General features: G+C 65.5%; 23 protein-coding genes. 8 read left to right on the forward strand and 15 right to left on the reverse strand.

Annotation, left to right across the window (positions count from 1 at the left end; all coding sequences use genetic code 11):
- Positions 1-37 precede the first annotated feature (37 nt).
- Positions 38-694, forward strand: a complete 657-nt coding sequence (locus ACE10Z_RS06330; protein WP_375787175.1) for a FecR domain-containing protein — start codon at positions 38-40, stop codon at positions 692-694.
- Between the two features lie 74 nt (positions 695-768).
- Positions 769-1,635, forward strand: coding sequence for a tetratricopeptide repeat protein (locus tag ACE10Z_RS06335; RefSeq protein ID WP_375787176.1), 867 nt, complete (start codon positions 769-771; stop codon positions 1,633-1,635).
- A gap of 77 nt (positions 1,636-1,712) precedes the next feature.
- Here ACE10Z_RS06335 and ACE10Z_RS06340 read toward each other — a convergent pair whose 3' ends face one another.
- The 4 genes from ACE10Z_RS06340 to ACE10Z_RS06355 are packed head-to-tail and all read right to left on the reverse strand — an operon-like array spanning position 1,713 to position 5,336.
- Positions 1,713-2,579 (reverse strand): efflux RND transporter periplasmic adaptor subunit, encoded by an 867-nt coding sequence (locus tag ACE10Z_RS06340; protein ID WP_375787177.1) that lies wholly within the window; start codon positions 2,577-2,579, stop codon positions 1,713-1,715.
- Entirely contained in the window at positions 2,576-2,782 is a 207-nt protein-coding gene (locus ACE10Z_RS06345) for a DUF1656 domain-containing protein (protein WP_207833444.1), read from the reverse strand. The genes ACE10Z_RS06340 and ACE10Z_RS06345 overlap by 4 nt, the downstream gene beginning before the upstream one ends.
- On the reverse strand, positions 2,779-4,830 hold the full coding sequence (locus ACE10Z_RS06350; protein ID WP_375787178.1) for an FUSC family protein: 2,052 nt from the start codon (positions 4,828-4,830) through the stop codon (positions 2,779-2,781). The genes ACE10Z_RS06345 and ACE10Z_RS06350 overlap by 4 nt, the downstream gene beginning before the upstream one ends.
- Before the next feature lie 2 nt (positions 4,831-4,832).
- Positions 4,833-5,336, reverse strand: a complete 504-nt coding sequence (locus ACE10Z_RS06355; protein ID WP_375787179.1) for a MarR family winged helix-turn-helix transcriptional regulator — start codon at positions 5,334-5,336, stop codon at positions 4,833-4,835.
- A gap of 90 nt (positions 5,337-5,426) precedes the next feature.
- Here ACE10Z_RS06355 and ACE10Z_RS06360 point away from each other — a divergent pair, with 90 nt between their 5' ends.
- On the forward strand, positions 5,427-6,731 hold the full coding sequence (locus tag ACE10Z_RS06360; RefSeq protein WP_375787180.1) for an MFS transporter: 1,305 nt from the start codon (positions 5,427-5,429) through the stop codon (positions 6,729-6,731).
- Here the strand turns inward: ACE10Z_RS06360 and ACE10Z_RS06365 are convergent.
- Positions 6,704-7,261, reverse strand: a complete 558-nt coding sequence (locus tag ACE10Z_RS06365) for an HNH endonuclease (protein ID WP_016845270.1) — start codon at positions 7,259-7,261, stop codon at positions 6,704-6,706. The genes ACE10Z_RS06360 and ACE10Z_RS06365 overlap by 28 nt on opposite strands.
- 192 nt (positions 7,262-7,453) lie before the next feature.
- Here ACE10Z_RS06365 and ACE10Z_RS06370 point away from each other — a divergent pair, with 192 nt between their 5' ends.
- On the forward strand, positions 7,454-9,214 hold the full coding sequence (locus ACE10Z_RS06370) for a chloride channel protein (RefSeq protein ID WP_375787181.1): 1,761 nt from the start codon (positions 7,454-7,456) through the stop codon (positions 9,212-9,214).
- A gap of 527 nt (positions 9,215-9,741) precedes the next feature.
- Here ACE10Z_RS06370 and ACE10Z_RS06375 read toward each other — a convergent pair.
- The 7 genes from ACE10Z_RS06375 to ACE10Z_RS06405 form a co-directional block, all read right to left on the reverse strand.
- Positions 9,742-10,716: a peptidyl-alpha-hydroxyglycine alpha-amidating lyase family protein gene (locus ACE10Z_RS06375; RefSeq protein ID WP_375787182.1), complete on the reverse strand. Its 975-nt coding sequence runs from the start codon at positions 10,714-10,716 to the stop codon at positions 9,742-9,744.
- Positions 10,717-10,719: 3 nt separating this feature from the next.
- The gene (locus ACE10Z_RS06380; protein WP_375787183.1) at positions 10,720-12,507 is read right to left on the reverse strand and encodes a flavin-containing monooxygenase; all 1,788 of its coding nucleotides are present in this window, start codon (positions 12,505-12,507) and stop codon (positions 10,720-10,722) included.
- Positions 12,508-12,617: 110 nt separating this feature from the next.
- On the reverse strand, positions 12,618-13,703 hold the full coding sequence (locus tag ACE10Z_RS06385) for a DUF2855 family protein (protein ID WP_375787184.1): 1,086 nt from the start codon (positions 13,701-13,703) through the stop codon (positions 12,618-12,620).
- 105 nt (positions 13,704-13,808) lie between these two features.
- On the reverse strand, positions 13,809-15,326 hold the full coding sequence (locus tag ACE10Z_RS06390) for an acyl-CoA synthetase (RefSeq protein WP_375787185.1): 1,518 nt from the start codon (positions 15,324-15,326) through the stop codon (positions 13,809-13,811).
- 66 nt (positions 15,327-15,392) lie between these two features.
- Positions 15,393-15,635, reverse strand: coding sequence for a hypothetical protein (locus tag ACE10Z_RS06395; protein ID WP_375787186.1), 243 nt, complete (start codon positions 15,633-15,635; stop codon positions 15,393-15,395).
- Positions 15,636-15,723: 88 nt separating this feature from the next.
- The gene (locus ACE10Z_RS06400; RefSeq protein WP_375787187.1) at positions 15,724-16,227 is read right to left on the reverse strand and encodes an alpha/beta fold hydrolase; all 504 of its coding nucleotides are present in this window, start codon (positions 16,225-16,227) and stop codon (positions 15,724-15,726) included.
- Positions 16,228-16,260: 33 nt separating this feature from the next.
- Positions 16,261-17,235 carry an NAD(P)H-dependent flavin oxidoreductase gene (locus ACE10Z_RS06405; RefSeq protein ID WP_375787188.1) on the reverse strand — a complete coding sequence of 325 codons (975 nt, stop codon included), beginning with the start codon at positions 17,233-17,235 and terminating at the stop codon, positions 16,261-16,263.
- A gap of 170 nt (positions 17,236-17,405) precedes the next feature.
- Between ACE10Z_RS06405 and ACE10Z_RS06410 the strand changes: the two genes are divergently transcribed.
- Positions 17,406-18,293 carry a LysR family transcriptional regulator gene (locus ACE10Z_RS06410; RefSeq protein WP_375787189.1) on the forward strand — a complete coding sequence of 296 codons (888 nt, stop codon included), beginning with the start codon at positions 17,406-17,408 and terminating at the stop codon, positions 18,291-18,293.
- Between the two features lie 350 nt (positions 18,294-18,643).
- Here the strand turns inward: ACE10Z_RS06410 and ACE10Z_RS06415 are convergent, their stop codons facing one another.
- Positions 18,644-20,215: a glycosyl hydrolase family 17 protein gene (locus ACE10Z_RS06415; RefSeq protein WP_375789761.1), complete on the reverse strand. Its 1,572-nt coding sequence runs from the start codon at positions 20,213-20,215 to the stop codon at positions 18,644-18,646.
- Positions 20,216-20,378: 163 nt separating this feature from the next.
- A complete protein-coding gene (locus ACE10Z_RS06420) occupies positions 20,379-21,032 on the reverse strand; it encodes a DNA-3-methyladenine glycosylase family protein (RefSeq protein ID WP_375787190.1) in 654 nt (217 codons plus the stop codon).
- Between ACE10Z_RS06420 and ACE10Z_RS06425 the strand changes: the two genes are divergently transcribed.
- The 3 genes from ACE10Z_RS06425 (at position 21,021) to ACE10Z_RS06435 (ending at position 24,528) form a co-directional block, all read left to right on the forward strand.
- Positions 21,021-22,010, forward strand: a complete 990-nt coding sequence (locus ACE10Z_RS06425; protein WP_375787191.1) for a DNA polymerase beta superfamily protein — start codon at positions 21,021-21,023, stop codon at positions 22,008-22,010. The genes ACE10Z_RS06420 and ACE10Z_RS06425 overlap by 12 nt on opposite strands.
- The gene (gene gluQRS, locus ACE10Z_RS06430; protein WP_375787192.1) at positions 22,010-22,882 is read left to right on the forward strand and encodes a tRNA glutamyl-Q(34) synthetase GluQRS; all 873 of its coding nucleotides are present in this window, start codon (positions 22,010-22,012) and stop codon (positions 22,880-22,882) included. The genes ACE10Z_RS06425 and gluQRS overlap by 1 nt, the downstream gene beginning before the upstream one ends.
- A 326-nt stretch (positions 22,883-23,208) precedes the next feature.
- Positions 23,209-24,528, forward strand: coding sequence for an ATP-binding protein (locus tag ACE10Z_RS06435; RefSeq protein WP_375787193.1), 1,320 nt, complete (start codon positions 23,209-23,211; stop codon positions 24,526-24,528).
- Here ACE10Z_RS06435 and ACE10Z_RS06440 read toward each other — a convergent pair.
- On the reverse strand, positions 24,455-25,315 hold the full coding sequence (locus ACE10Z_RS06440; protein WP_375789762.1) for a YihY/virulence factor BrkB family protein: 861 nt from the start codon (positions 25,313-25,315) through the stop codon (positions 24,455-24,457). The two genes, ACE10Z_RS06435 and ACE10Z_RS06440, sit on opposite strands and share 74 nt — an antisense overlap.
- Positions 25,316-25,333 lie beyond the last annotated feature (18 nt).

Genomic DNA, 25,333 nt, shown 5'->3' on the forward strand with positions numbered 1-25,333 from the left:
GCCGCGACACGACAATATCTTCTCGAGGGAGGGGATCGTGCGCATCCATTTTATTGTTCAATTGCTCGTCGGCACCGTTTTCACGCTCGCAGCACTGACGTCCGGTCCGGTGCTGGCGCAAACCGAACCGGCTCAACCCGCGGTCCAGGACTCGTCAGCGAAGCTGATCGGGAGGGTGGTCGTGGCAACCGGCGCGGTCACGATCGAGCATCCGAGTGCGGTCGTGGTTCAGGCTGCGCTATCTGATCAACGGCCTCAGACGAAGGTCGGCGACCTCGTCTATATGGGCGACGTCGTGCAGACCGGAGCCGATGGACGCGTCGGGATCAACTTCACCGATGGCACCTCGTTCAATCTGTCGAGCAACGCCAAGATGACCCTGACCGAGTTTGTATACGATCCGAACGGCAAGTCGAATTCGACCTTGTTCAAGCTGGCCAATGGAACGTTCACCTTCGTTGCCGGCAATGTCGCGAAGACCGGTGACATGAAGATCGACACGCCCGCGGCGACGATGGGAATTAGAGGCACCACGCCACGCATCGAAATATCCGACGATGGAACGGTCAGGTTCGCGACGCTCGTGGAAGAGGGCAAGAGCAAGCTTCTCAGGAAGCCCGCGACACGCGTGGCGCCGCAGCCCGAGCAAAACACCTACCACAGGTTCAATCCGAATATTTGTCGAGGGTGCTAGGCGAGCAGGGCGTCGGCCTTGAGCGGCCACTCATGGAAACCAGCGACGCGGCGTCGTCAAAACCGGAGCCCGACATGAAGCCTCGTGCAGGATCCGGGGGGAGTGGCGGCCTGGCCGCGCTGTTCATCCTGCTGTTGCTCGCATTGCCGGCGGTCGCGCAGAACCCGAAGCAAAAGAGCAACTATCTGCGGAACATCGAGCTGTGCAGCGGCCTCGATCACGCGCTGGCCGACGCGCGCATCGGTGCCTGCACGGCGCTGATCGATGCGGGGCAGGACATGACGCCGGCCGGCCTTGCGATCGCCTACAACAACCGCGGCAACGCCTACGCCGCCAAGGAAGACTATGACCGCGCCATCGGGGATTTTGATCGATCCATCGAGCTCAATCCAACCTACACCAAGCCGTTCAACAACCGCGGCGTAGCCTACTTCAGGAAGCGCGAATACGATCGCGCGACCGACGCGTTCGATCAGGCTATCAAGCTCAACCCGAATTACGGCGAAGCCTTTGCCAACCGCGCCGGTGCCTACCTGAAGAAGAATGAATATGCCCGCGCGGTGCAGGATTACGATCAGGCCATTCGCCTCGAGCCGAACCTCGACGGCGTGTGGAACGGACGCTGCTGGAGCCGCGCCATCCTCGGCGCGTTGCAGGAGGCGCTGCAAGACTGCAACAAGGCCCTGCAAGCGGGGGCGCCCAATGCCGCGACCTACGACTCGCGCGGCCTGATCTACCTGAAGACCGGCAAGCTTGGCGCAGCGATCGACGACTATAGCTCCGCGCTCCGCATCGATCCGAAGCTCGCAAGCGCACTCTATGGACGCGGGCTGGCGAAGCTGAAACAGGGCGACAAGGCCGGCGGCAACGTCGACATCTCGGCGGCCAAGGCGATCCAGGGCAGCATCGGCAACGACTTCACCCGCTACGGCGTGCAATAAGCGAGCACTTCCGACGTAGATGAAGGACGGGCGAACCGGCTTGATGCCGTCGCGATGAATGCTGCCGGTCCGGCCGGTTAGTCCATGATCTCGACCGTGGCCGAACGGCCTGCGACCAGTGCGATGCGGTCCGGCAGCTGATCCAGCGTGATGCGCACGGGAACGCGCTGCGCCAACCGGACCCAGCTGAATGTCGGATTGACGTTTGCGAGCAGGTTCGCGCCGTCCGTGCGGTCGCGGTCCGCAATGCCGGCTGCAATGCTCTCGACATGTCCGGTGAGCCGAACCGGCTCGCCCATCAGCGGGACCTGCGCCTTGTCGCCGACGCGAATGCGCGCGAGCTTGGTCTCCTCGAAATAGCCCTCGACATGCAGCGTATCGGTGTCGACCAGCGCCATCACGCCCTTGCCCGCAGTGACGTAGGCGCCGGGCCGCAGGTCCATGTTGGTGATGGTGCCATTCACCGATGCATGCACTTCGCTGCGATCGAGGTTGAGCTGCGCGACGGCGCGATCGGCGACCGACTGGTCATAGGCGGCCTTGGCCTGAAGCTGCGTGGCCAGGACCTGCTCCTGCTTCTGCTGCGACACCGCATCGGTGGTCAGCGCGCTGTAGCGTTTGAGGTCGGCGTCGGCCTGATCCAGCGTCGCGCGGTGGCCGGCGACCGCAGCGTCGGCCTGCCGCAACGCGAGAGCAAAGCGGGCGCGGTCGATCCGGAACAGGATATCGCCGCGATGCACTTGCTGATTGTCCTTGACCAGCACGTCGGTGACGAAGCCGGAGACGTCGGGAGCAACCTGCACCACGTCGGCGCGGACCCTGCCGTCGCGAGTCCATGGCGACTCCATGTAGTAGACCCAGAGCGCGCGGCCGACGGCGAGCGCGGCGACGAGCGCGATCGCGGTCAGCGCAACCCGGCCGAGCCAGGTGAAATTCCCCTTCATGGCAGAAACTCCGAAAGATAGACGACGATGCCCAGCAGGCATACGTACAGGGCGAAATTGAACAGCGCGCGATGCCAGACCAGCCGGTAGAGCCCGAAGCGCTGCATGATCCGGCTGATCCCCGCGCTCAACGCATAGGCAACGATCAGCCACAGCAGCAGCGCCGGGACCAGGACACCATAGATGTCGAGTTCATATCTCATGCAGCAAAGCTCTCCTCGGGCTGCGATCGATACGCAGGTGCATCCGGAAACAGGCCGCGGCGGATGCCGACGAGGCCGAGCAATGCATCGTCCCGCGCGCGCTCATTGGGATCCTTGACGACCGCGGTCAGCGCCGCATCGACGCGCGACAGCAACTCGGCCGGCAACGCCTCGTCCGCATGGGCGCGAAACGCCGCAGCGAGGTCGTCCAGCATGTCGTCGATGGCACGCACGGTCGATGCGGCGAGGCCGTAACGGGCCCGCCTGAGGTCGATGATGTTGAGCCCGATCCGGAGCTGGACCAGGCTGTCGGCATCGCGGCGGTCGCTTTCGGAGATGAAGGCGATGCGCTGCACCAAGAGGCCGAGCCGATGCAGCATCAGGCCGGCAAACTGCGCGCGGTCGCCGTGGCCGCGCCGCTCGGCCGCGACCGCGAGCGTCTGCCAGCCCGACGTCATCAGCCGCTTGGCGATCCATTCGGCGCCGACGCCGCGCGCGACCCGCGTCACGATCTCGGCGATGACGACGCCGAGGAAGAAGGCGACCGACGTGTTGGCAAAACTGGCGAAATCGGCGCTGTAGGTCGATTGCAGCGCCAGCAGCGTTGCGGTGTTGGCGGCGAGCGCCATGCCGATCGGTGCAGTTTTGGGCCGCGCGATCAGAAAACCGTACAACAGGAAGGTCGGCGCCAGCGCGGCGATCAGGACCTCGACATGGGAGATGCCCGGCACCAGTGCGAACTGATAGATCGCGACGACGACGATCGCGACCAGCGAGAACAGGCCGAAGGCCCGGATGCTGCGCGCCGGCTCGTCCTGCGCGGCGAAGAAGGAGCAGGCGACCGCCGCCATCATCGGCGCCGAGGCGCCGTCGGCCCAGCCGGTCGCAATCCACAGCCCGCAGCAGATCAGGATCGCCACCGCCGCCCCCGCCGCCGACCACAGCGCCATGCCGTGGTCGCGATGACGGACCGGCGCGGCCCCCGATTCCGGATGGAACGCCAGCGGGACGGTGGAGATATCCCGGCCCGCGGCAATCGCATCGCCGATTGCGCGGCAGTCGGCCGAGATGTCGACTAGCTCGCGCAGCCGGAGCAGCAGGCTGATGGTGATGATGCGCTCCCGCGGCGGGACGCCGTCGAGGGCAGTTTGCCGCTCGGCGATCGCAGCGCGGATCTCGTCGCCCGATTGCCGCTGCCGATCGTCGTCCACGATCCAAGCGGCGAGATCGTCGATCAGGTGCCGCAACTCCGGCTGCCTTTGCAATGCCGCTTCGCCGAGCCCGGCAAGCCGGTCTTCGATCGACGTGATGATCGGCAACAGCATCAGCATGCGCAGCCGGACCTCGCCGAGGCCGCGCACGGTGCCGGCGTCGGCCAGCCGGTCATAGGCGACATGGGTCATTAGCGTATCGATCTCGACGATGTCGGTCGCAAGGCGAAGGCGTTGGGCCCGGCGCGTCTCGCTGGTGCCGTGATCGAGCAGCACGTCGCGAGACAGACGGCGCGCATCCGACAGCCAGTTCCTGACGCGGCCGCCGACCGCCGGCGCGACGCTGCGCGGAAACACGACTGTCGACACCAGGCTGGCACAGATGATGCCGAGCGAGATCTCCTCGACCCGCGCCAGCGCGACATCGAAGATGCTGCCCGGGTCGGCCACCGACGGAAAGCCGATCAGCGCGACGGTATAGCCGCCCAGCATGAAGACATAGCTGCGCGGCGTGCCGTCGAGCAGCGACAGATAAAGGCAGAGCCCGACCCAGAGCGCGATCGCGAGGCACAGCAGCTCCGGCGCATTGATCAGGTTCGGCACCAGGGCGACCGTCATGGTCGCGCCGACCAGGGTGCCGATCACGCGGAAGAACGCCTTCGAGCTGGTCGCGCCGGCCAGCGGCTGCGACGTGATATAGACCGTCGCCATCGCCCAATAAGGCCGCGGCAGATCGATCGCCAATGCGATGACAAGTGCCAGCATCGACGCGGCGAACGTCTTCAACGCGAAGATGAGGTCCGCGTGGCGGACCAGGAACGGCTCTTCCGCGCGCATGACTATTTCGCCTCTGGAGCGGTCTTAGCTGTAGCGGTCTTGGCTGCAGCGCTCTTGGCGTCTTGCAGGCGGCTCGCCCGCGCCTCGATGCGCTGCAGCGTTTCGAAAGTTACCGCAAGTTCCTCGCTGCCGATATCCTTCAGCACGCTGGCCCGTACGCGGCGCAGCACCCGGTTGGTTTCCTCGACCTTCGCTTCGCCGGCCGCGGTGAGATGCAGCGTCTTGGCGCGCCGATCGGTCGGGTCCTCGCGACGCTCGACCAGGCCTTCGGACTGCAGCAGATCGATCAGCCGCACCAGCGACGGCCCCTCGATCCCCAGCTCGTCGGCAAGTACGCCCTGGCGGACGTTCTCCCCCTGCCGCGACAGCAGCAGCAGCGGAATCGCCGTCGCGTAGGACAGGCCGTGATCGGACAGCGCCTGATCCGACTCGCGACGCCAGATCCGGGCCAGCCTGGTGATCAGGCGGCCGATCTCGGCGTGGATATGGGATTGCGAAGGAGGCATGCAAATTAGATAGGATACAAACTATTAGGCTGCAACTATATAGTCCGGAACATTCCTGGTGATCACGCAAAAGCGATCGAGCAAGCAGCAATGGGCACGAGCTCCACGGCAGGAGCGGGCGAAGAATTTCGCGGCGACGGCAGCCTGGCGCTGGTCCCGACCTTCATTGTCGTCGCCGTGGATGCGACGGGATTGGGGATCATCCTGCCGTTGCTGCCGTTCTATTCGCTGCGGCTGGGCGCGACACCATTCGTGATTGGGGCGCTGATCTCGGTCTACGCGCTATGCCAGCTGATCGCCGGCCCGATCGTCGGCGTGCTCTCCGACCGCTACGGCCGCCGCAAGGTGCTGGTCGTGAGCCAGATTGGCACCTGCGTCGGCTTCGTTTTGCTGGCCATCGCGGGCAATCTGACGCTTGTGTTCCTGGCCCGCATCATCGACGGGCTGACATCCGGCAACATCTCGGTGGCGCACGCCTATGCGGCCGAGCACAGCGCGCCGCAGGCCCGCAAGCAGGCGCTCGGCATGACCAGCGGTGCGATCGGGACCGGCTTATTGGTCGGCCCCGCGCTGTCGGGCCTCCTTGTCCACTACGGCGACACCGCGCCGGTATGGGCCGCCGCAGCGTTGTCGCTGATCAGCATCGTTGCCACGATCGTTCTGCTGTCGCCGGATCATCCGGCCGCAGAGCCGCTCTACCAGCAGCGGGTGCCGGAGCCGACGCCGGCGCGCACGATCGTCGGGATACGCTATGCGTGGCGCGTGCTCGGTCTGCTCATCGTGTTCTTCTTCGTGAATTCGATGTTCCTGTCGCAGATCGGTCTGTTCCTGTCGGCGCGCTTCAGCTGGAACGGGCATGCCTTCGGCGCCCGCGAACTCGGCGCCGTATTCGCCTATGCCGGCTTCATCAACATGGTCGTGCAATGTTTCCTGATCACGCGCGCGAATATCTTCGCGTCTGATCGGGTCATTGTCCTGGCGGCGTTTGCCTGCATGGCGATCGGATTTTCCGGACTGGCGCTCGCAGAGCGGATCAGTCTGCTTGCGGCCTTTCTGACGCTGATCATCGTCGGCATGATGTTCACCCGCAGCACGCTGACCGCCGAACTGTCGCGCAGCACCGCGATCAACCGGCAGGGCATGATCATGGGCCTCAACCAATCGCTGATGTCGGGCGCCAACATCAGCGCTCCGCTGCTGAGCGGCGCGCTGATCGGTCACCAGCTGTACGTCGGCTGGACGCTCGTGATGGCGGCGATCGCAATGCTCGGCGTGGTCCTGGCCGGGCAACTCCTCCCGCCGCGACAGCCAGCGCCGGAGCTGGGCACGACGAGGCCCGGCACATATCCTCCGCGCAGCCGCGCGTCTTACGGATCGAGCTCGGTATCCCAGTAGAGATAATCGAGCCAGCTCTCATGCAGATAGTTCGGCGGGAAAAGCCGGCCGTTGCGGTGGAGCTGATGCACCGTCGGGGCGTAGGGCGTCTGCTTCGGAAACATCTTGGCCTGCTGCGGCGTCAGATTGCCTTTGCGCAGATTGCAGGGCGAGCAGGCGGCGACGACGTTCTCCCAGGTGGTCTGGCCACCCTTGCTGCGCGGAATGATGTGATCGAAGGTGAGGTCGTCGCCCGACAGGCAATATTGGCAGCTGAATCGGTCGCGAAGGAAAACGTTGAACCGGGTAAAGGCGGGGTGGGTGGTCGGCTTGACGAAGGATTTGAGGGATACGACGCTCGGCAACTGGATCTCGAAGGAAGGACTTCGTACCGCCCGGTCGTAATATTCGACGATGTTGACACGATCGAGGAACACCGCCTTGATCGCGTCCTGCCAGGACCAGAGCGACAGCGGGTAATAACTCAGCGGCCGGAAGTCCGCATTCAAGACCAGCACCGGCCAACCGCCTTGCGAGACATGTGCGTTCAAATAACGCTCCTGATCTCCCATTAGCTGCGAAGCAGCATGCACTCACATACTACAGGCAGCGTGACGGGATTGTGAAGAGCAATGAGCGGCTTATCCGCCATGCCCTGCCATGTTCCTGCCCCGATTGCCTCCCGCCCGCGGGGCCCGTAAAGGGAGCCGCAAGGCCCTGTCGGCCAGTGACGGACCCTGCCGATGACCACGACCACAAGCTATCTCGAGGCGCCGCGCCGGTTGCGCGCATTCGTGCGTGCGCACGAGACGAGCCTCGTGGTGCTGGCACTGCTGATCGGCGCCATTGGCGGCCTCGTGGTTGCGGTCATGAGCGGCCTCGTGACAGTGCTGCACTCGGTGCTGTTCAATCTGCCGCTGGGCGATCGGCTCTCGAGCCAGCCCAGCATCGATCCCGTGCGCGCCCTCGTGGTTCCCACGGTTGGCGGACTGGTGCTTGGCGTAGCGTTCCTGCTGCTGCTCAGGGTCCGGCCGGCCCGGGAAATCGACCCGATCGAGGCCAACGCGCTTTATGGCGGCCGGATGTCGTTCCGCGGCAGCGTGATCGTGGCGCTGCAGACGATCTGGTCGAGCGGTGTCGGCGGCTCGGTCGGGCTCGAGGCCGGCTACACCCAGCTGTCCAGTGGCCTCGCCGCCTCGCTCGGCCGCGGCTTTCATCTCCGCCGCAACGACCAGCGAATCATGGTCGGCTGCGGCGCGGCGGCGGCGATCGCAGGGGCCTTCAGCGCGCCGTTGGCGGGCGCGTTCTACGCTTTCGAACTTGTGATCGGCGGCTATACGCCGGCGAGCCTGACCCCGGTCGGTGTAGCGGCGGTGACCGGCTATTTCGTCGCCCATGCCTTCGAGCCGCTGCCGCTCGGCGTCGGCGTCGGAACCGTCGGCGACGTGCTCGGACGGGATCTAGCGATCGCCGCGCTGCTCGGCGTGGTTGCGGCCCTGACCGGGATTGCGATCATGCGCGGCGTGGCGCTGTGCGAGACGCTGCTCGCCAAGACCCGGCTCTGGCCGCCGCTGCGGCCGGCGCTGGGCGGGCTTGCGGTCGGCGCCATGGCGCTGCTGACGCCGCAGGTGATGTCGTCGGGCCATGGCGCGCTGCGCTTTGCCGGCATCGTGGCGATGCCGCTCACCTTCATCGCCGCCGTGTTCGCGCTGAAGGCGGTCGCCTCGATCGTGTCGCTCGGCTCGGGTTTCCGCGGCGGATTGTTCTTCGCCACGCTGTTCATGGGCGCGCTCGGCGGCCGGCTGTTCGCGGCCGGCGTCGACATCGTGTGGCCGGGGCTCAATCTCGATCCCAACGCCTATGCCGTGATCGGCATGAGCGCGCTATCGGCCTCGGTGATCGGTGGTCCACTGACGATGTCGTTCATCGCATTGGAATCCACCGGCGATCTCTGGCTCACCACCGCGGTGCTGGTCGCGGTCATCATCTCGACCACGATCACGCGCGAGCTGTTCGGCTATTCGTTCGCGACCTGGCGGCTGCATCTGCGCGGCGAGACCATCCGCAGCGCCGCCGATATCGGCTGGATCCGCGATCTCACGGTCGGCAAGATGATGCGGCAGGACATGACGACGGTGAACGCCGCGATGCCGATCGAGGCGTTTCGCGGCGAATTCCCGCCCGGTTCGAAGACCCAGGTCGTCGCAATCGATGGCGAGGGACGTTATGCCGGGCTCGCGCTGGTCGCGGAAGCGCACGCGCCCGATATCGAGGCCGACAAGGGGCTTGCCGCCATCCTGCGCTACGCCGACGTGGTGCTGCATCCCGGCATGAACGTGCAGGAGGCGATCGCGGTGTTCGACGCCGCCGAAGCGGAATCGCTCGCGGTGGTCGAGGACGACGGCGACCGGCGGCCGATCGGCCTGCTCACCGAAGCGCACGCGATGCGGCGCTACGCGGAAGAATCCGAGCAGCGCCGCCGCGAGGTGATCGGCGAGATTTGATTGCGGCGGGCGTGATCAACGTGTGGTGCTCGCTATTTGATCCGTCATCCTGAGGAGCGCGGCACGCGCGTCTCGAAGGATGCACGGCCACCAGCCGGGCGTCGACCCTTCGAGACGCGCGCGATGCGCGCTCCTCAGGGTGACGGGTAAGACAAAGGGCGGCTTTGACAGAACTACACCATCGCCCGCTCCAGCTTCTGCAAGCAGCGCGTCACCCGCACCGCGGCGGGCATCTCGGTGTCCGGAAAGCTGGTCTTCCAGTCGGTGACTCCGACTTCGCCGACATAGATGTCGCCGCGCGAATCCAGCGCGATGCCGTGCGGTGCCGCCGCGAGGTGATCGGCGAGATTTGATTGCGGCGGGCGTGATCAACGTGTGGTGCTCGCTATTTGATCCGTCATCCTGAGGAGCGCGGCACGCGCGTCTCGAAGGATGCACGGCCACCAGCCGGGCCGTCGACCCTTCGAGACGCGCGCGATGCGCGCTCCTCAGGGTGACGGGTAAGACAAAGGGCGGCTTTGACAGAACTACACCATCGCCCGCTCCAGCTTCTGCAAGCAGCGCGTCACCCGCACCGCGGCGGGCATCTCGGTGTCCGGAAAGCTGGTCTTCCAGTCGGTGACTCCGACTTCGCCGACATAGATGTCGCCGCACGAATCCAGCGCGATGCCGTGCGGTGCCAGGAATTTGCCGGTCTCGACGCCGGGGCCATGCTCGCCGCCGAGCCGGGCGATGCGCTTGCCGGTGCCATCGACGATCGACAGCCGTGGGCCGAGATTGGGCACCTTGCGGTTCACAGCCATGCCGGGGCCGAGCTCGCCGATCACGAAGTTCGGCTGCTTGCCGCCGCAGCAGCACAGCGCGCAGGGCCGGTGCAAATTGTTCCACTGCGTCTCGTATCTGCCGTTGCCGTCGAACACTTGAACACGATGGTTCTCGCGGTCGGCGACGTAGACCCAGCCGTCGGCGTCGGTTGCGATGTTGTGCACGATGTTGAACTGGCCGGGATCGGTGCCGGGCTCGCCCCAGGTTTTGATCAGTTTGCCGTCCGGCGTGTATTTGTGGACGCAGGCGTTGCCGTAACCGTCGGAGACATAGATCTCGCCCTTCGGCGACAGCGCGGTGTGGGTGCAGCGATGAAACGGCTCGCCGCTCATGAACGGCGCCGGCTTGTTCGGGATGCTGATCGTCAGCAGCACCTTGCCATCGGTGGAGCATTTGCGCACGGTGTGGTCGCCGTCGTCGGTGCAGTAGAGATTGTCGTCGGCGTCGATGTGCAGGCCATGGGCGCGCGCAAACAGGCCTTCGCCCCAGCTCCTGATGAAGTTTCCCTCGCGGTCGAGCACCACCATCGGGTGGTCGCCGCGGTTGAAGACATAGACGCGGTCCTTGCTGTCGACCGCGACGGAGGCGACATCCGTCAGGCTCCAGCCGTCGGGGAGTTTTGCAAAATTCTCCACCACGCGGTAGCGATGCTCGCCGGTGCCGAGGATGGTTGGCATTAGTTAGTCCTCTCTCGCCACCGGCCCGACATCGCGCGGCAACAGGCCTTCCTCGATCGCCTTGATTTGCAGCGCAAGATAACGCGAGTTGATGCGGCATTGCGCGAGGCTGCCGGCGATGAACCACAGGCCGGGCTGCGGCGTGCGGGTGTACATGTTGCGCAGCTCCTGGCCGTCGCCAAAACCCCAGATCGGACCGACGCGCGCGGCCATGGCCTCGCCGAACAGCCTCTTCACCAGCTCTTCCTGCGGCCGGTAGCCGGTCGCGAGCACGATGAGGTCGGCGGCAACCGTTTCTCCGCTCTTCAGCCGCGCGCCTTCGCTCACGAAAGTCTCGATATCGGAAAATTGTTTCAGGGCGATCGCGCCGCTCGCGACGAGATCGGAGCAGCCGACGTTGAAGTAGTAGCCGCCGCCGCGGGTCAGGTACTTGAACTGCCAGCCGGTGCCGCCGTCGCCGAAATCGAGCTTGAAGCCCTTGCCGGCGAGGCCGTCGAGCAGCGGTTTGTCGAGCTCCTTCGACTGCTCGGTCATCAGCACATGGCTGCGCTTGGCGAGCGCGAGCGGCATCGAGGTCGCGATCAGGTCGTTGTCCTCGAGCGAGCCTTCATTGTAGGCCGCATAGGCAAGCTGCGCCGACGGCTCGATATTGGTGATCAGCGTCGAGGAACGCTGCACCAGCGTGACGTTGGCGCCGGAGGAATGCAGGTCCTGAGCGATGTCGTGGCCGCTGTTGCCGGTACCGATCACCAGCGCCCGCTTGCCGGCCCAGTGCTCGCCGTCTTCATAGCCGCTCGAATGCAGCACCTTGCCGGAGAAAGTCTTCAGGGACGGGATATCAGGTACGCTCGGGATGCCGCTGACGCCGGTTGCCATCACGACATGGCGCGGCTGCATTTTCCGCATCGTGCCGTCGGCGTGGCGCAGTTCGATGGTCCAGCGTCCCCTTGCCTCGTCGTAGCTGCCGCCGACGAACTCCGTGCCGGTCCAGAAGTTCAGCTTCATGGCATCGACATAGGACTCGAACCAGTTGGCGAGCTTGTCCTTCGGGATGTAGGTCGGCCAGTTCGGCGGGAACGGCATGTAGGGGAGGTGATTGACCTGCACCTGGTTGTGCAGCGTCAGCGCATGGTAGCGCCTGCGCCAATTATCGCCGACGCGCGCCTCGCGGTCGACGATCAGCGCGTCGATCTTGAGCTGTTGCAGCCGCGCGGCGATCGCAAGCCCGGCCTGTCCGCCGCCGACCACCAGCACATCTGGGTCGCGGTCGGCATATTCTGCGGCCGCCTTGCGCCGGTCGAGCCAGTTGGGACCGCGGAAGTCGCGGGAATGGGCCTGTCCACGCGGCCTTGTGTGTCCCTGCTGCTCCTCGAATCCCTTCAATTCCTCCAGCGCCGTCAGCAGCGTCCAGGCCTTCAGCCGATCGCCGTCGGCGGCGTCGGGGATCAGCCGCACGATGCCGTGGCCGCGGCCGACAGCGGTCTCGAACTTGAAGATCGCCTCGATCGCGTTCGTGCCGGCGCGCATCACCCGGCGGGGCGCCGCGCGCTCGGCGTCGATGCGGAAATCATGTGGTGCGCTGCGGCGCGCATGCGCCAGCAGGTCCTCGATGATGGCAAAGGCGCGGTTGACGGTCTGGATGTTCCAGCTCAGCGCCAGCACGTCGCGCCAGTAGCTCTCGGGATGGAACAGCGGCTTCAGCAGCACATCGTCGGGGCCCGCCAGCGCATCCTCGAACTGCACAAGCCAATTGTCGGCGGCGACCGAAATATCGTCCGTCTTGTCGAGCATTGAGCGTTTCTCGTCATCGGCCGCCTTGGTGACGTTTCTTGGCGGCGTTCCCTTGTCCGCAAGCCTATACCCATTGGCGAGGCCGCAGAAAGGGCGCGACGGGATATCGCCTATTCGGCCAGCGACAGGATCAGGCCTTGATCCGGCGGAACGCGGCCCTGCAGGGTATCGAGATAGGCCTCGCGCACCGCGGCCGGGCCGCGCCGTTCGACGACATCGAGCCAGTTGGGCAGATGCGGCACGAGGTCCGTCCACGCGGCGCCGAAACGCTGGTCGATGCCGCCGGGACCCCATTCCTTGGCGCGCTTGCGGATCTGGTCCGGCGCGAAGAACCACACCGGCTTGGCGCCCGGCAGTGTCGGCTCGTCCGGCTCGCTCGCACGATGCGTGAGCCCGACCCGGCCGGAATAGACCATCTGCGCGCCGAAGTGCCGGTGCAGCGTCTCGCGCAATGCGCTGTTGCCGGCCATGTCGACATAGGCCACAGGCTCAACCGCCGGGATCGCGGTGACCTGGTCATAGGTGACGACCTCGTCGTAGCAGCCGAGCGAGGTGACGAAATCGACATTGCCCTTCGAGGTCAGCCCGATCACCCGGATACCGCGCTTGTGCAGGAGATGGGCGAGCCCGAACGCGGTTTTGCTCGAGGCCGACGACAGGATGACGCGGCGTGCGCCGTAGAACGCGTTCTCGGCGAGGGCGTCGTCGACCAGGAACGACAGCATGAACAGCGGCAGCAGCAGCGCGCGGAAATCGCCTTGCCGGCCGGCATAGGTCGGATCGCCGGAGACGCGGGCATAGGCATTGTAGACCGGCGAGACCTCCTGGCGGTGCGCGGCGCCGTCGCGCAGGCCGCGCTTGCTGACATCGGCCGCCTCGATCACCAGATGGGTCGCCATCGGAAAATAGCCGAACAGCGTTTCGCCGGCTGCGATCATGGGATGCTTCGAGGCCAGCACCTCGCCAAAGCCCCACACCGGGATGATGCCGTAGCCGTCGGGCGCCGGGAACAGCTGCCAGTATTTCAGCTGCTCGCCGATCACGGCGTAGGTGATGTTGTTGGCGGTGAAGGCGAAGCGGGTCACCTTCACCAGCAGCGCGTCGGCCGGCAGCGCCGCGGCATCGGGCAGCTGCGTCTCGATCACCTTGCATTGCTGCAGATCGTTGCGGATGACAATGAAGTCAGTGACGTTCATGGCGATGATCCCGGCTTCGGATGCGCCGGCATCGTTGCGTCGATTGCCGGCGTTTTGCAACAGCAACTAAGTTTCAAACGCCGTTCGGCTTCACCGCCATCTCGCTCAGCGAAGCTGTCCTTCACGGTAGAGGTCGCGCAGCTTGCGCTTGAAGATCTTGCCGGTGGCTTCGCGCGGCAGCGCGTCCATGAAGCGGATGTCCCTCGGCACCTTGAAATTGGCGAGCTTGCCGCGCAGAAATTCCTGGATCGCCGCGACCGACAGCGTGCCGCCCGCTTCCGGCTCGACGCAGGCGAACAGCCGCTCGCCATATTCGTCGTCGGGCACGCCGAATACCGCGCAGTCGCGGACGCCTGCCATGCCGATCAGGGTATTCTCGATCTCGGCCGGATAGATGTTGACGCCGCCCGAGATCACCATGTCGCGCTTGCGGTCGCACAGGAACAGATAGCCGTCGGCGTCGAGATAGCCGACATCGCCGACGCTGATCAGGCCCTCGCGGTCGGCCTCGGCGCGCGCCTTGGCGTTACCATGATAGTCGAAGTCCGATATCAAGGTTTGACGCATGAAGATCTCGCCGGGCTCGCCGATGTCGCAAGGCGTGCCGTCGGGCCGGAAGATCCTGACGATGCCGCCCTCGATCGCCCGCCCGACGGTGCCGGGCTTGGCCAGCGCTTCCGCCGAGGAATGCCAGACCGGGATGCCGGTCTCGGTCGAGCCCAGATATTCGTTGATCACGGGTCCCCACCACTCGATCATCGCGCGCTTGACGTCGACCGGGCAGGGCGCCGCGCCATGGATGATGAAGCGCAGCGACGACAGGTCGTAGCGGCGCCGCGTCTCATCCGGCAGGCGCAGCAGCCGCACGAACATGGTCGGCACCATATGCATGTGGGTGACGCGGTGACGCTCGATCAGTTGCAGCAGATCCTCGGGATCGAAGCGTGGTTCAAGCACGATGCTGCAGCCACTGCGGAACGCGAGCATGCCGTAGGAATGCGGGGCCGAATGGTACATCGGCCCGTTCATCAGGATCACCTGATCTTCGTCAGGCTTGACGCCGTAGGTGATGGCGCCGATGCGGGCCGCCGCCGGCAGCTGCTCGGGACGCATCGGCTTGCGCCGCACGCCCTTCGGCAGTCCGGTCGTGCCCGAGGTGTAGAACATCGGCGCGGCGCCGAGCGGGGCGTCGGTCAGCGGCGCATGGGTGTCGCGCCATTGGTCCCAGTCGGCGACGCCATCGGGCACGCGTGTGAGTTCCGGCGCCACGCCATAGGCGGCGGCGATCTCCGGCGGCGTCGTCACCACCAGGAGCTTGATCCCCGGCGGCAACCCGTCGCGGATCTGCGGCAGCAGGTCGGCGTGGCAGACCAGCGTGTCGGCGCCGCTGTCGGACAGGATATAGGCGACCTCGTCGGCCTTCAGATGCCAGTTGATCGGCACCACCGGACTGCCGAGCGCGGCTGCGGCTGCGACCACCTCGAACAGCGCGAAATCGTTGCGCAGCATCATGCCGACCGGCTTGCCGCCCTGAACGCCGAGCGCGCGGAAGCCGGTCGCCGCCCGCGCAATGCGGGCGTGAATGTCGCCGTAGCTGATCTGTCTGTCGCCGCTGATGATCATAGTCCGTCCGTTTCCTCGCGATCGCCCGGCCGGTGTTCGGTCTTACCAGTTTCCGGCCCGCGCCGCTCATTTGGTCTTCGCAAACGCGATGATCGGTGACCAGATCGCGTCGGGCATCTCCTTGTAGATCGCGTTGTGATCAAATCCGTCGATCACGCTGGAGGTCTTCGTTCCCGGCTTGGCATCATAGACCCGTTGTCCGAGATCGACAGGGATTGTCTTGTCCGATCGGCTGTGAACCCAAAGCAGGGGGATCGCCAAATGGCTCGCCGCGTCGACATTGTTCCAGACGTCCGGCAGCTTGAGCATGGCCTGCTCGGGCGCGCCGCCCCGAATCGCAATGTCGCGCAGCGACGAGAACGGACTTGCAACGATGATGCAGTCCGGTTTGGCGTCGTTATGCGTACGCCGCGTAAAGCAATGGACCGCCGCCGAGCGAGTGGCTGAGCAGGCAACGCCGTCCGCCGGCGGGAAACAGCTTCAAGAAGGCATCGAGAGCCGCGACGCTGTCCTCGTTGATGTTGTCGATCGTCCCCGGAGGGCTGCTCCGGCCGTGCCCTGAATAGTCGAACACCAGCGAGGACACACATTTGTCGTGCAGGAATTTCTGCGCCGCGATCCAGTCAGCGACGGTTTCGCCGCGGCCGTGAAAGATCAGCAGCGCCGGCGCGGCCTGGCAGGATGCGGCCGCCCGCACCAGGAAGCCGTCGAGCCGGCGATCGTGGCTCGGTATTGCGACGCGCTCGAAGGCCAGGCCGAGGTCTGCCGGCGTCGCCTGCGACATCTCGCCAGGATTGAGCGTGTTCTTCTCGAACGCGCCCCACGGGCCGTCGCCGGCCCGCGCCGTGCTGGACATCGTTGCGAGCAGGGCGAGAAGGATCAATGACAGCGGACGCTTCATCCTGCGCTCCTGCGATATGTCCGGGATTGCCGTTCAGGCGCTGAGCCGCGTCGTGAAGCTGTCGCGCGCCTGCGCGAGTTCCGCCTTCATCCGCGCCACCAGTTCGGCGACCGGCGGGGCGTCGGTGATCTGGCCGATGCCCTGGCCCGAACCCCAGATGTCGCGCCACGCCTTGGCCTTGGTGTTGCCGCCGGAGCCGAAATTCATCTTGGTTTTGTCGGCGACCGGCAGGTTGGCGGGATCAAGGCCGGCGGCCGCGATCGACGGTCCGAGGTAGTTGCCGTGCACGCCGGTGAACAGGTTCGAATAGACGATATCGTGCGCGGCGTATTCGGTCAGCGCCTGCTTGTACCTGAGGTCGGCGTTGGCTTCCTCGGTTGCGATGAAGCGGGTGCCGACATAGGCGAGGTCGGCGCCGAGCGCGAGCGCGGACGCGATGCTCCAGCCGTCGGAGATCGCGCCCGACAGCAGGATCGTGCCCTTGAACCATTGCTTGACCTCGCGCACCAGCGCGAACGGCGACAGCGTGCCGGCATGGCCGCCCGCGCCGGCGCAGACCAGGATCAATCCGTCGACGCCCTGCTCGGCGGCCTTGCGGGCGTGCTTCACGTTGATGACGTCGTGGAACACCACGCCGCCGTAGGAATGCGCGGCCTCGACGATCTCGGACGGCGGGCGCAGCGAGGTGATGATGATGGGCACCTTGTGCTTCACGCAGGTTTCCATGTCGTGCATCAACCGGTCATTCGAGGCGTGGCAGATCTGGTTGACCGCGTAGGGCGCGACCTTCTTCTCCGGATGCTTCGCCTGGTGCTCGCCGAGCTCGTTCTCGATCTGCGTCAGCCATTCGTCGAGCTTTTCGACCGGGCGGGCGTTGAGTGCCGGGAATGAGCCGACGATGCCGGCCTTGCACTGCGCGATCACGAGCTCGGGCCCCGAGACGATGAACAGCGGGGAGCCGACGACCGGCAGTTCAAGTCTGTTGGCGAGCGAGGCGGGCAGCGACATTGTTCGGATCCTCCATGCGCGCCGCCCGGCCAGTGCCGGGGCGGATCGCGATTTGTTGTGATGGTGGAGCTGAGGCTCCCTTGGCGCGACAATATAAGGCTGGACGGCCGCATCACGACGTTCAATATTGAACAGCTGATTGGCCAGAAATGAACAGATGCGCGGGTGGCATGGACTGGGAGCTTTGCAAGACCTTCGTCGCGGTGGCCGAGACGCGCAGCTTCGCCGCCGCGGCGCGGCGTCTGCGCATCAGCCATCCCACCGTCGGCCGCAACGTCGCGACGCTCGAGAAGCAGCTCGGGACCCGCCTGTTCGCCCGATCCAATGACGGCCTGTCGATGACAGCGCACGGCCGCAAGTTTCGCGAGCACACCGAGGTGATGGCTGCGGCGGCGCTGCGCGCGGAGGCGGCCGCGTCGGCCACCGGCGAGCAGGCCCGCGGCGTCGTGAAGCTGTCGATCGGCGCCACGCTGGCGGCGCATTGGCTGATGCCGCGCCTCGGGCCGTTCCTGCGCGATCACGCCAATATCCAGCTCGAGATCATCACCCATCCGTTTCCGGCGAGCGTGCGGCGCCGCGAGGCCGACGTGGTGCTGCGGCCGGTCGATGCCGGGGACGAGAACCTGATCGGGCGCAAGATCGGACGGCTCGGCGCCGGCTTCTACGCGTCACGCGGATATGCGGCGGGGCGCAAGCTGCCGGAGCGGCAGGACGAGTGGCGGGGGCACAGCGTGATCGGGTTTGCCGACCAGGCCTCGAATGCGCGCCTGGCGCGGTGGAGCGATGTCATCACGCGGCAGGGCACGCTGGTGATGCGCTGCTCCTCGCAGGGCGACATGCTCGCGGCGGCGCGGGCCGGGCTCGGGATTTGCGCGCTGTCCTGTCTGGTCGGGGCGGATTATCCCGATCTGGTTCGGGTCGCTCCGCAAAAGCTGTCGAGCCTCTCCGATCTCTGGCTGCTCGCCCATCCCGATCTGGTCGAGCTTCCCTCGGTGCGCGCCGTCATCGGCTTCGTCACCGATTGCGCGCGCGAGGACCGCGTCAGGCTGCGCGGGTAGAGCGTTTTCGAGCGAAGTGGATACCGGTTCGCGTCAAGAAAACGCGTCAAAACAAAAACCTAAAGCGTGATGAGATTAGGTTGAGCTGGATCGGCATCGGAGGTTCACCTCTCCCTTGGGAGAGGTCGATTTGCGCAGCAAATCGGGTGAGGGTTACGGTCTATCGAGAGAGCAAGAGCCCTCACCCGGATTGCACCGGACGATGCTTCGCATCGCCGAGAGCAATCCGACCTCTCCCCGACGGGGAGAGGTGAACCGAACCCGCGGCAAGCCGATTCAACCAAAAATCATCCCGCTCTAGAGCCCCGTTCCGATTCCATCGGAACGGAAAAGGGCTCTTGAACGTGTTTTCAGGCGCGGGCCCGCCATAACGTTACCGCGAGCAACATGAAGGCAGCGCAAGTCCACAGCGACTGCCAGTTCTCTGGCCCTTCGTTGAGCCCTGTGTAGACTGCCGCTGCAAGGAAAATGCCGGCAAACATCGATTCCGCCAGAGGGCGGTTTCCCTTCCCGGGAGGATTGAGCAGCGTCAAGGCTGCAAAAGGCACCGCCGCCATCGTGAGGGGCGCGAATGGAAAATCGATGAAGCGCGGGTCGAAGATAAGGCCGAGTGCTGTCGCTGTGCCGATCACGGCGGTGACCATCAAGGCCAATCCGTGCATCGTCACCAGTATCGATTCAGTGTGGTAGCCCTTCGGACCCAGCAATTCGGCAAAGCTGGGCGGTGCGCGGCCCGACATCAGGGCGTTGGCACCGAACACCGGCGAGGCCGTTGCCGCTACAAGAAGCGAGCCCCACACAAGCCAGCCTCCGGTGCCGTAGCTCTCATAGACCAGTCGTTGCGCGGCGACCCCGAACAGGATTCCGGCTGTGGTCGCAGAGAGTCCGACCGCAAGCCACGACACGAGCCTTGCTTCCTTTGGCTCCCTCGGCTTGCGGCGCGAGGTCAGCCAGGCCGCGCTGAACACCAGGATCGCCAGCGCCATTCCGCTCCACATCTGCAGCTTCCAGAACGGAAAATTGCTGATCGGCAGGCCAGCCGGATACTTCAGTGTTCGCTCTTCGGAATCGAACAGGCCCCAGGATCCGCCGACCGTGCCCTCGATCTCGCGCTTCCATCCTTCGTCATAGGCCTCGAACAGGTTGACGCGGAAATGCTCGCGTCGGGCAAGGTCGAGCACCTCCGAGACCACCCGCGCCTGATTGACGCGTGACGGCAGCGCGGATTCGCGCATGCGCCCCTCGCTCGGCCAGCCTACTTCTCCGATAAAGATTTCCTTGCCCGGAAAAACCGCCGCGATCTGCCGGCGCATGTCGTCAGCGTGAGCTGCGGCACGTTCCGCGGGAATCGGGATATTCTCCCAGTATGGCAGGATGTGAATCGTGATGAAGTCGACGACGTCGGCAAGTTCGCGATTGCTCAGCCAGAACTCCCAGACGTCGGCATAGGTGACGGGAACGCTGACCTGTGCCTTGATCGAGCGGATCGTGGCGGCGAGGTCGGACGCCGACATTTCCTTGCGCAGCAGAACCTCGTTGCCGACCACGAGCGCAATGATCGTGTCTGGATATTGCTTGGCGAGGCGGATCGCCGTTTCGACCTGCGTCGCATTCTTCTTTCGATCCCGATCGAGGAAAATGCCCTGAATGACTTTCAGCCCCGCCTTTGCTGCAAGCCCGGGGATCTGGTCGAGGCCGAGATCGGTCGCATAGGTGCGGATGCAGTTGGATATCTTCGCGAGTTGCGCGAGATCCTCCGCGATCTGCTCCGGCGTGACCTGCGTCGCGGGAGCAAGTGATGTCTGATTGTTGCGGAACGGGGCGTAGGAGATGCACTGGACTTTATCGCTCGGATCGATCGGAGCGCGCACCAGGTCGACCGGGATGCCCAGCCACCACCACACCGCGGCGATAGCGCCCAGGGATATCAGGAGAAGCGTCAGCGGAGTGCGAAGCGAAACCAGGTCCGTCCTCCTTGCAGGAAGGATGTGCTGGGCATCATCAATGCGCGACGCCGGCAAATTGAAAAAGTATTGGTCTACTCATGATCTATTGCGCGATCACCCGGCAAGTGTTTTTTACGCCTTACTTTGCGCCGGCGATCACGCCTTCGCGATTCCTGAGCACGCGATAATAGGCCCACCACAGATGCGCGGCGGCGCCGCGCATCGGGCGCCACGGCTCGGCAAGCGGTGCCATCTGCTTCGGCGTCGGCCGCTCCTTCAGCCCGAGCCCGACCTTGACCGCTTCCTGCACCGCGAGGTCGCCCGCCGGCCAGGCATCGCCATGGCCGAGGCAGAACAGCAGATAGACGTCGGCGGTCCACGGGCCGATCCCGGGCAGCGCAGTCAGCGTGTTGTGCGCGGCATCGGCCTCCTCGTTGGCGAGCACGTCGAGGTTCAGCCGTTCCTCGGCGAGCTCGCGGGCAATGTGTTTCAGCGTCTTGATCTTGGCCGCCGATAGTCCGAGCCGTCCGAGCCGATCGGCGCGCGCCTTTCGGATCATATCATGGTGGAACGGGTCGAACGCCTTGCTGACGCGTCCCCAGATCGCGGCAGCACTCGCGGTCGACAGCTGCTGGCCGCAGATGATCGCGGCAAGCCCCGCAAACCCCGGCTCGCGCTGCCGGATGGCCGGCATGCCGGTCAGTTCGAGGATCGGGCGCAGCCGTCGATCCTGGTCGACCAGTTTCTGGATGGCGTCGTCGAGGTCGGCCTGGGTTTCGAGATGGATCAGCATTGCGGGATCGGCTTCCTCAGACGGGTGCACGCACCGCTTGGGCACCACGCCTTGTGGACGGTTCAGGAGATTTCAGAGTATGACAACATTCATTGGTTTCGGAAGTACTCGATGAGCCTGAGAAGCATTCCTGCCGACATGGACGCAGGAAAGGTTGCCTCAATCGATGCGATGCTCGATCGCATCGCAGATGAACACCGCGTTTTCTTGCCGCTGGCCGTCGAGAGCGGAAGCCGGGCGTGGGGCTTTTCGTCGCCTGACAGCGACTACGATTGCCGCTTCGTTTATGTCCGTCCCGCCATCGATCATGTTACGCCCTGGACCGTACGGGACGTGATCGAGCTTCCGCTTGAGGGCGATTTGGACGCGAATGGCTGGGATTTGCGCAAGGCACTTCAGTTGCTGCTGAAAGGCAACGCGGTCATCGTGGAATGGCTTTGCTCTCCCGTGGTCTATCGCGGGCAGGCCTGGTTCCGCGACAGTTTTCTCGAGTTTGCGCGGCATGCGGCGAGCCGGGAAGCGATCTGCCGCCATTACCTGCATCTTGGCGAGAGGCAGCGAAGGGTCTATTTCGGCGACGAGAGCAGCATTCCGCAGAAGAAGATTTTCTATGCACTCCGGCCGGCTGCGGCGTTGCGCTGGCTGCGGATGCATCCGGCCGACGCCGTGGCGCCAATGCATTTCCCGACGCTGATGGCAGAATGCGCTCCTCCGGCGGAGTTGGCGGACGAGGTGCGCCAGCTGATGGCCCGTAAAGCGGTCACCCACGAACTGGGTGCCACACCGCTTTCGCAAGCAGTTGGGAGCTTCATCGATTCGGAGTTCGAAATCGCGCGTAACGCGTTCGAAAAGGGCGGAGCGGATGCGTCTGAGGAGATGACGCTGGAAGCGGGACGCTTCTACCGAATGGTCGTCGAGCGCCTGGAGCGGGAGTCAGGCTCCGCATCCGGCGTGTTTCGTCGCGTCGGCTCGGTCTGATGCCGCCACCCGTTTTCCGTTTTGCGCCGAGTCCGAATGGCTACCTGCATCTCGGCCATGCCTATTCGGCGCTGCTCAACCACGACCTGGCGTGCGATTCGGGCGGACGCTTCCTGCTGCGGATCGAGGACATCGACGCGACGCGCTGCCGTCCGGAATTCGAGCAGGCGATCTATGAGGACCTGGCCTGGCTCGGCATCGCCTGGGAGACGCCGGTGCGGCGGCAGTCGGAGCATTTTGCCGCCTATGGCGCGGCGATCGACCGCCTGTCGGCCGAGCGGCTGGTCTATCCGAGCTTCGAGAGTCGCGCCGACATCGCGCGGCTGGTCGCGGAACGCGAGGCCGGTGGCGCGTGGCCGCGCGATCCGGACGGGGCGCCGCTCTATCCGGGAACGGCGAAATCCCTCTCGGCCGAGCAGCGCGACCGGCTCATCGGGCGGGGCGCGCCGTTCGCGTTGCGGCTCGACATGGCGGCAGCATGCACCCGCACCGGCGGCCTGCGCTGGCAGGAGGCCGGCGAGGGTCCGGCCGGCGAGACCGCAGACGTGGCGGCCCGGCCGGAGGCCTGGGGCGATGTGATCCTGGCGCGCAAGGAGACCCCAACCAGTTACCATCTCTCGGTCGTGATCGACGACGCCCTGCAAGGCGTCACCGATGTGGTCAGGGGCATTGACCTGTTCTGGTCGACCAGCGTGCATCGGCTGCTGCAGGAATTGCTTGGCCTGCCCGTGCCGGCCTACCGGCACCATGCGCTGATCCGGGACGCCGCCGGCCAAAAGCTGTCGAAATCGACCCGGGCGACCGGACTGCGCGAGCTGCGGGCGGAGGGAGCCAGCCCGGCCGATATCCGCCGCCTGGTCGGCTTGCTCTAGCGTGCTGCGCATGATTTCGGAATAATGGAATTTTGTCCCTGATTTGCCCGACGTGTCAAGTGCCGTGTCGAACGCCGGTAGCCGCCGGCTACTTTGCATGGGGTTGTTTTCGATATTTTGGCGGCACGTCCCTACGACGGCAGGCTATCGCGTATGGCCGTCAGCCAAGTGCCATGTGCGACAGCCCTGCCCGCAAGCGGGTGAGGTGCCTCGGGTGGATGGACTGGTTACCATCATGCTGACTTGCCTTGGCTACACCCAAAGGGCGCCGTGACTCTGCCGCTCCTGGCATGCCATGCTGCCCGCGGGGCGGGGTCACGGAGATCATGGCGAAAGCATCGCGCGGAGGGCGCAGCAAGCGGCGAGCCAAGGGCGAGCCGTCGAAGACCCGCGTCGCCAAGACGGTCACCAAGGCGGTCACCAAGACGGTCACCAAGGCGATCGCGAAGCCGGGCCGCAAGCGAACTGCGCCGAAGGCCTCCCCGAAGGCCGGTCCCGGCCTGATCGAGACTGCGCTTGCCGCCTTTGCCCATGAGGTCCGGACCCCGCTGACCGGAATCCTGGCGATCAGCAACCTGCTCGCGACGTCGGATCTCGACGAGCGCGAGCGGCGCTGGGTCGATACCATCAAGGCCGGCGCCGAGCATCTGGCGAGCCTTGCGACCCTGTTCGTCGATGCTGCCCGGAGCGAGGGGCCGGGGCTCGAGATCCGGCAGGATTTTTTCGACCTGCGCACGCTGGCGCGCCACGCCGGCGATTCGCTGGCCGGCCGCGCCGCAGCCAAGGGACTGCGGGCCTCGGTTGAGATTTCCGCCAAACTGCCCGCCTTCGCGGTCGGCGATCCCGTCCGCCTGCGCGCGGCGCTGGAGAACCTGATCGACAACGCCGTCAAGTTCACCGAGCAGGGCAGCATCGAGCTGCACGTCGCGCCGGTGCGCGCGGCCAAGGGAGTGGCAAAAGGAAAGACGGAGGGCCGGATCGGCGTTGCCTTTGCGATCTCCGACAGCGGCATCGGCCTGACGCTATCGGAGGTCAAGCGCCTGTTCCGGCCGTTCTCGCAGGCCAATGTCTCGATCGCCGCGCGGTTCGGCGGCGCCGGGCTCGGTCTGTCCTCGGTCAAGCAGCTCGCGCGCGCCATGGGCGGCGATATCGTCGTGGCCCAGCGCAAGGGCGGCGGCACTGTCTTCACGCTCAACGTGGTGCTGGCTTCAGCCGCAGGACCGGCCGGTGCGTCCCCGAGCGAAGGCGCGGCGGCGCCGTCAACGCAGGGGCTGCGGCTGCTCAGCGTCGAGGACAATCCGTTCGGCCGCGTCGTGCTCAACACGATCCTGACCGAGCTCGGTCACCACGCCGAATTCATCGGTCAGGGCGAGGGCGCGCCCGATCGCCTCGCACAGGGGGCCTTTGATGCCGTGCTGATGGACATGGTGCTGCCCGGCATCGGCGGTGTCGAGGTCATCAAGCGGATCCGCGCGCTGCCGCCGCCGCACGGCCGCATCGTGATCGTCGGGATTTCCGGGCGTGCCGAGGACGAGGCCGCGGCGCGCGCCGCCGGCGCCGACGCCTTCCTGGTCAAGCCTGTTTCTCCGCGGGCGCTCGCGACTGCGCTGCTTGAAGTGGCACGCCGCGCGGCAGCCGCGACTTGATGATCGCCGCGTTCAGCTCGCCGCCGAACACGAAGATCGCGGCGATGAAATACAGGAACACCAGCGCGATCACCACCGAGGCGAGCCCCGCATACATCGTGACGTAGTTGTTGGCGAAGCGCGCCAGATACATGCCGAAGCCGATGCCCGAGATCAGCGAGGCCACTATGGTGAAGATGATGCCGGGCAGGATCTGCGTGAAGCCGCGGCGGCCCGCCGGCAGCCAGGCGTGCAGGATGAACAGCGCGACGACCAGGGCCAGCACCGTGACGCCGTAACGGGCGGTATTGAGCAGGCTCTCGTTCGATTCGACGAAGAACGGAATATAGCGCCGCGCCGCCTCGATGATCAGCGGGCCGAGCACGATCAGGAACGCCATCGCGAGCGAGGTGAACGCCGCGACCAGCGTGTAGCCGATCGATTCCAGCCGCAGCCAGTACCAGCGCCGCGGCTCGATCACGGCATAGGCGCGGTTCAGCGCCACCCGCAGCGCCTCGACGCCGTTGGAGGCGAAGTACACCGCGAGCACCGCGCCGATGGTCAGGATGTCGCCGCGGGTGTTGGTCAGCACGTCGTGGATCTGGCCGGACAGCGCCTCGGCGACCTGCTGCGGCCAGACCTGCAGCAACAGCCCGACGGCCTGGTCGGCAAGCTCCTTGGAGCCGAAGAAGCCGGCCACCGACGTCAGCACGATCAGGAACGGAAACAGCGCCATCAGGGTCGACAGCGCGATGTGGCTCGCGATCGCCCAGCCGTCATCGGCGAGGAACGTGTAAAAGGCATCCATCACGACGTCGTAGACGTA

Source organism: Bradyrhizobium sp. Pha-3 (genome assembly GCF_042258615.1).
In the GTDB taxonomy this organism is placed as follows: domain Bacteria; phylum Pseudomonadota; class Alphaproteobacteria; order Rhizobiales; family Xanthobacteraceae; genus Bradyrhizobium.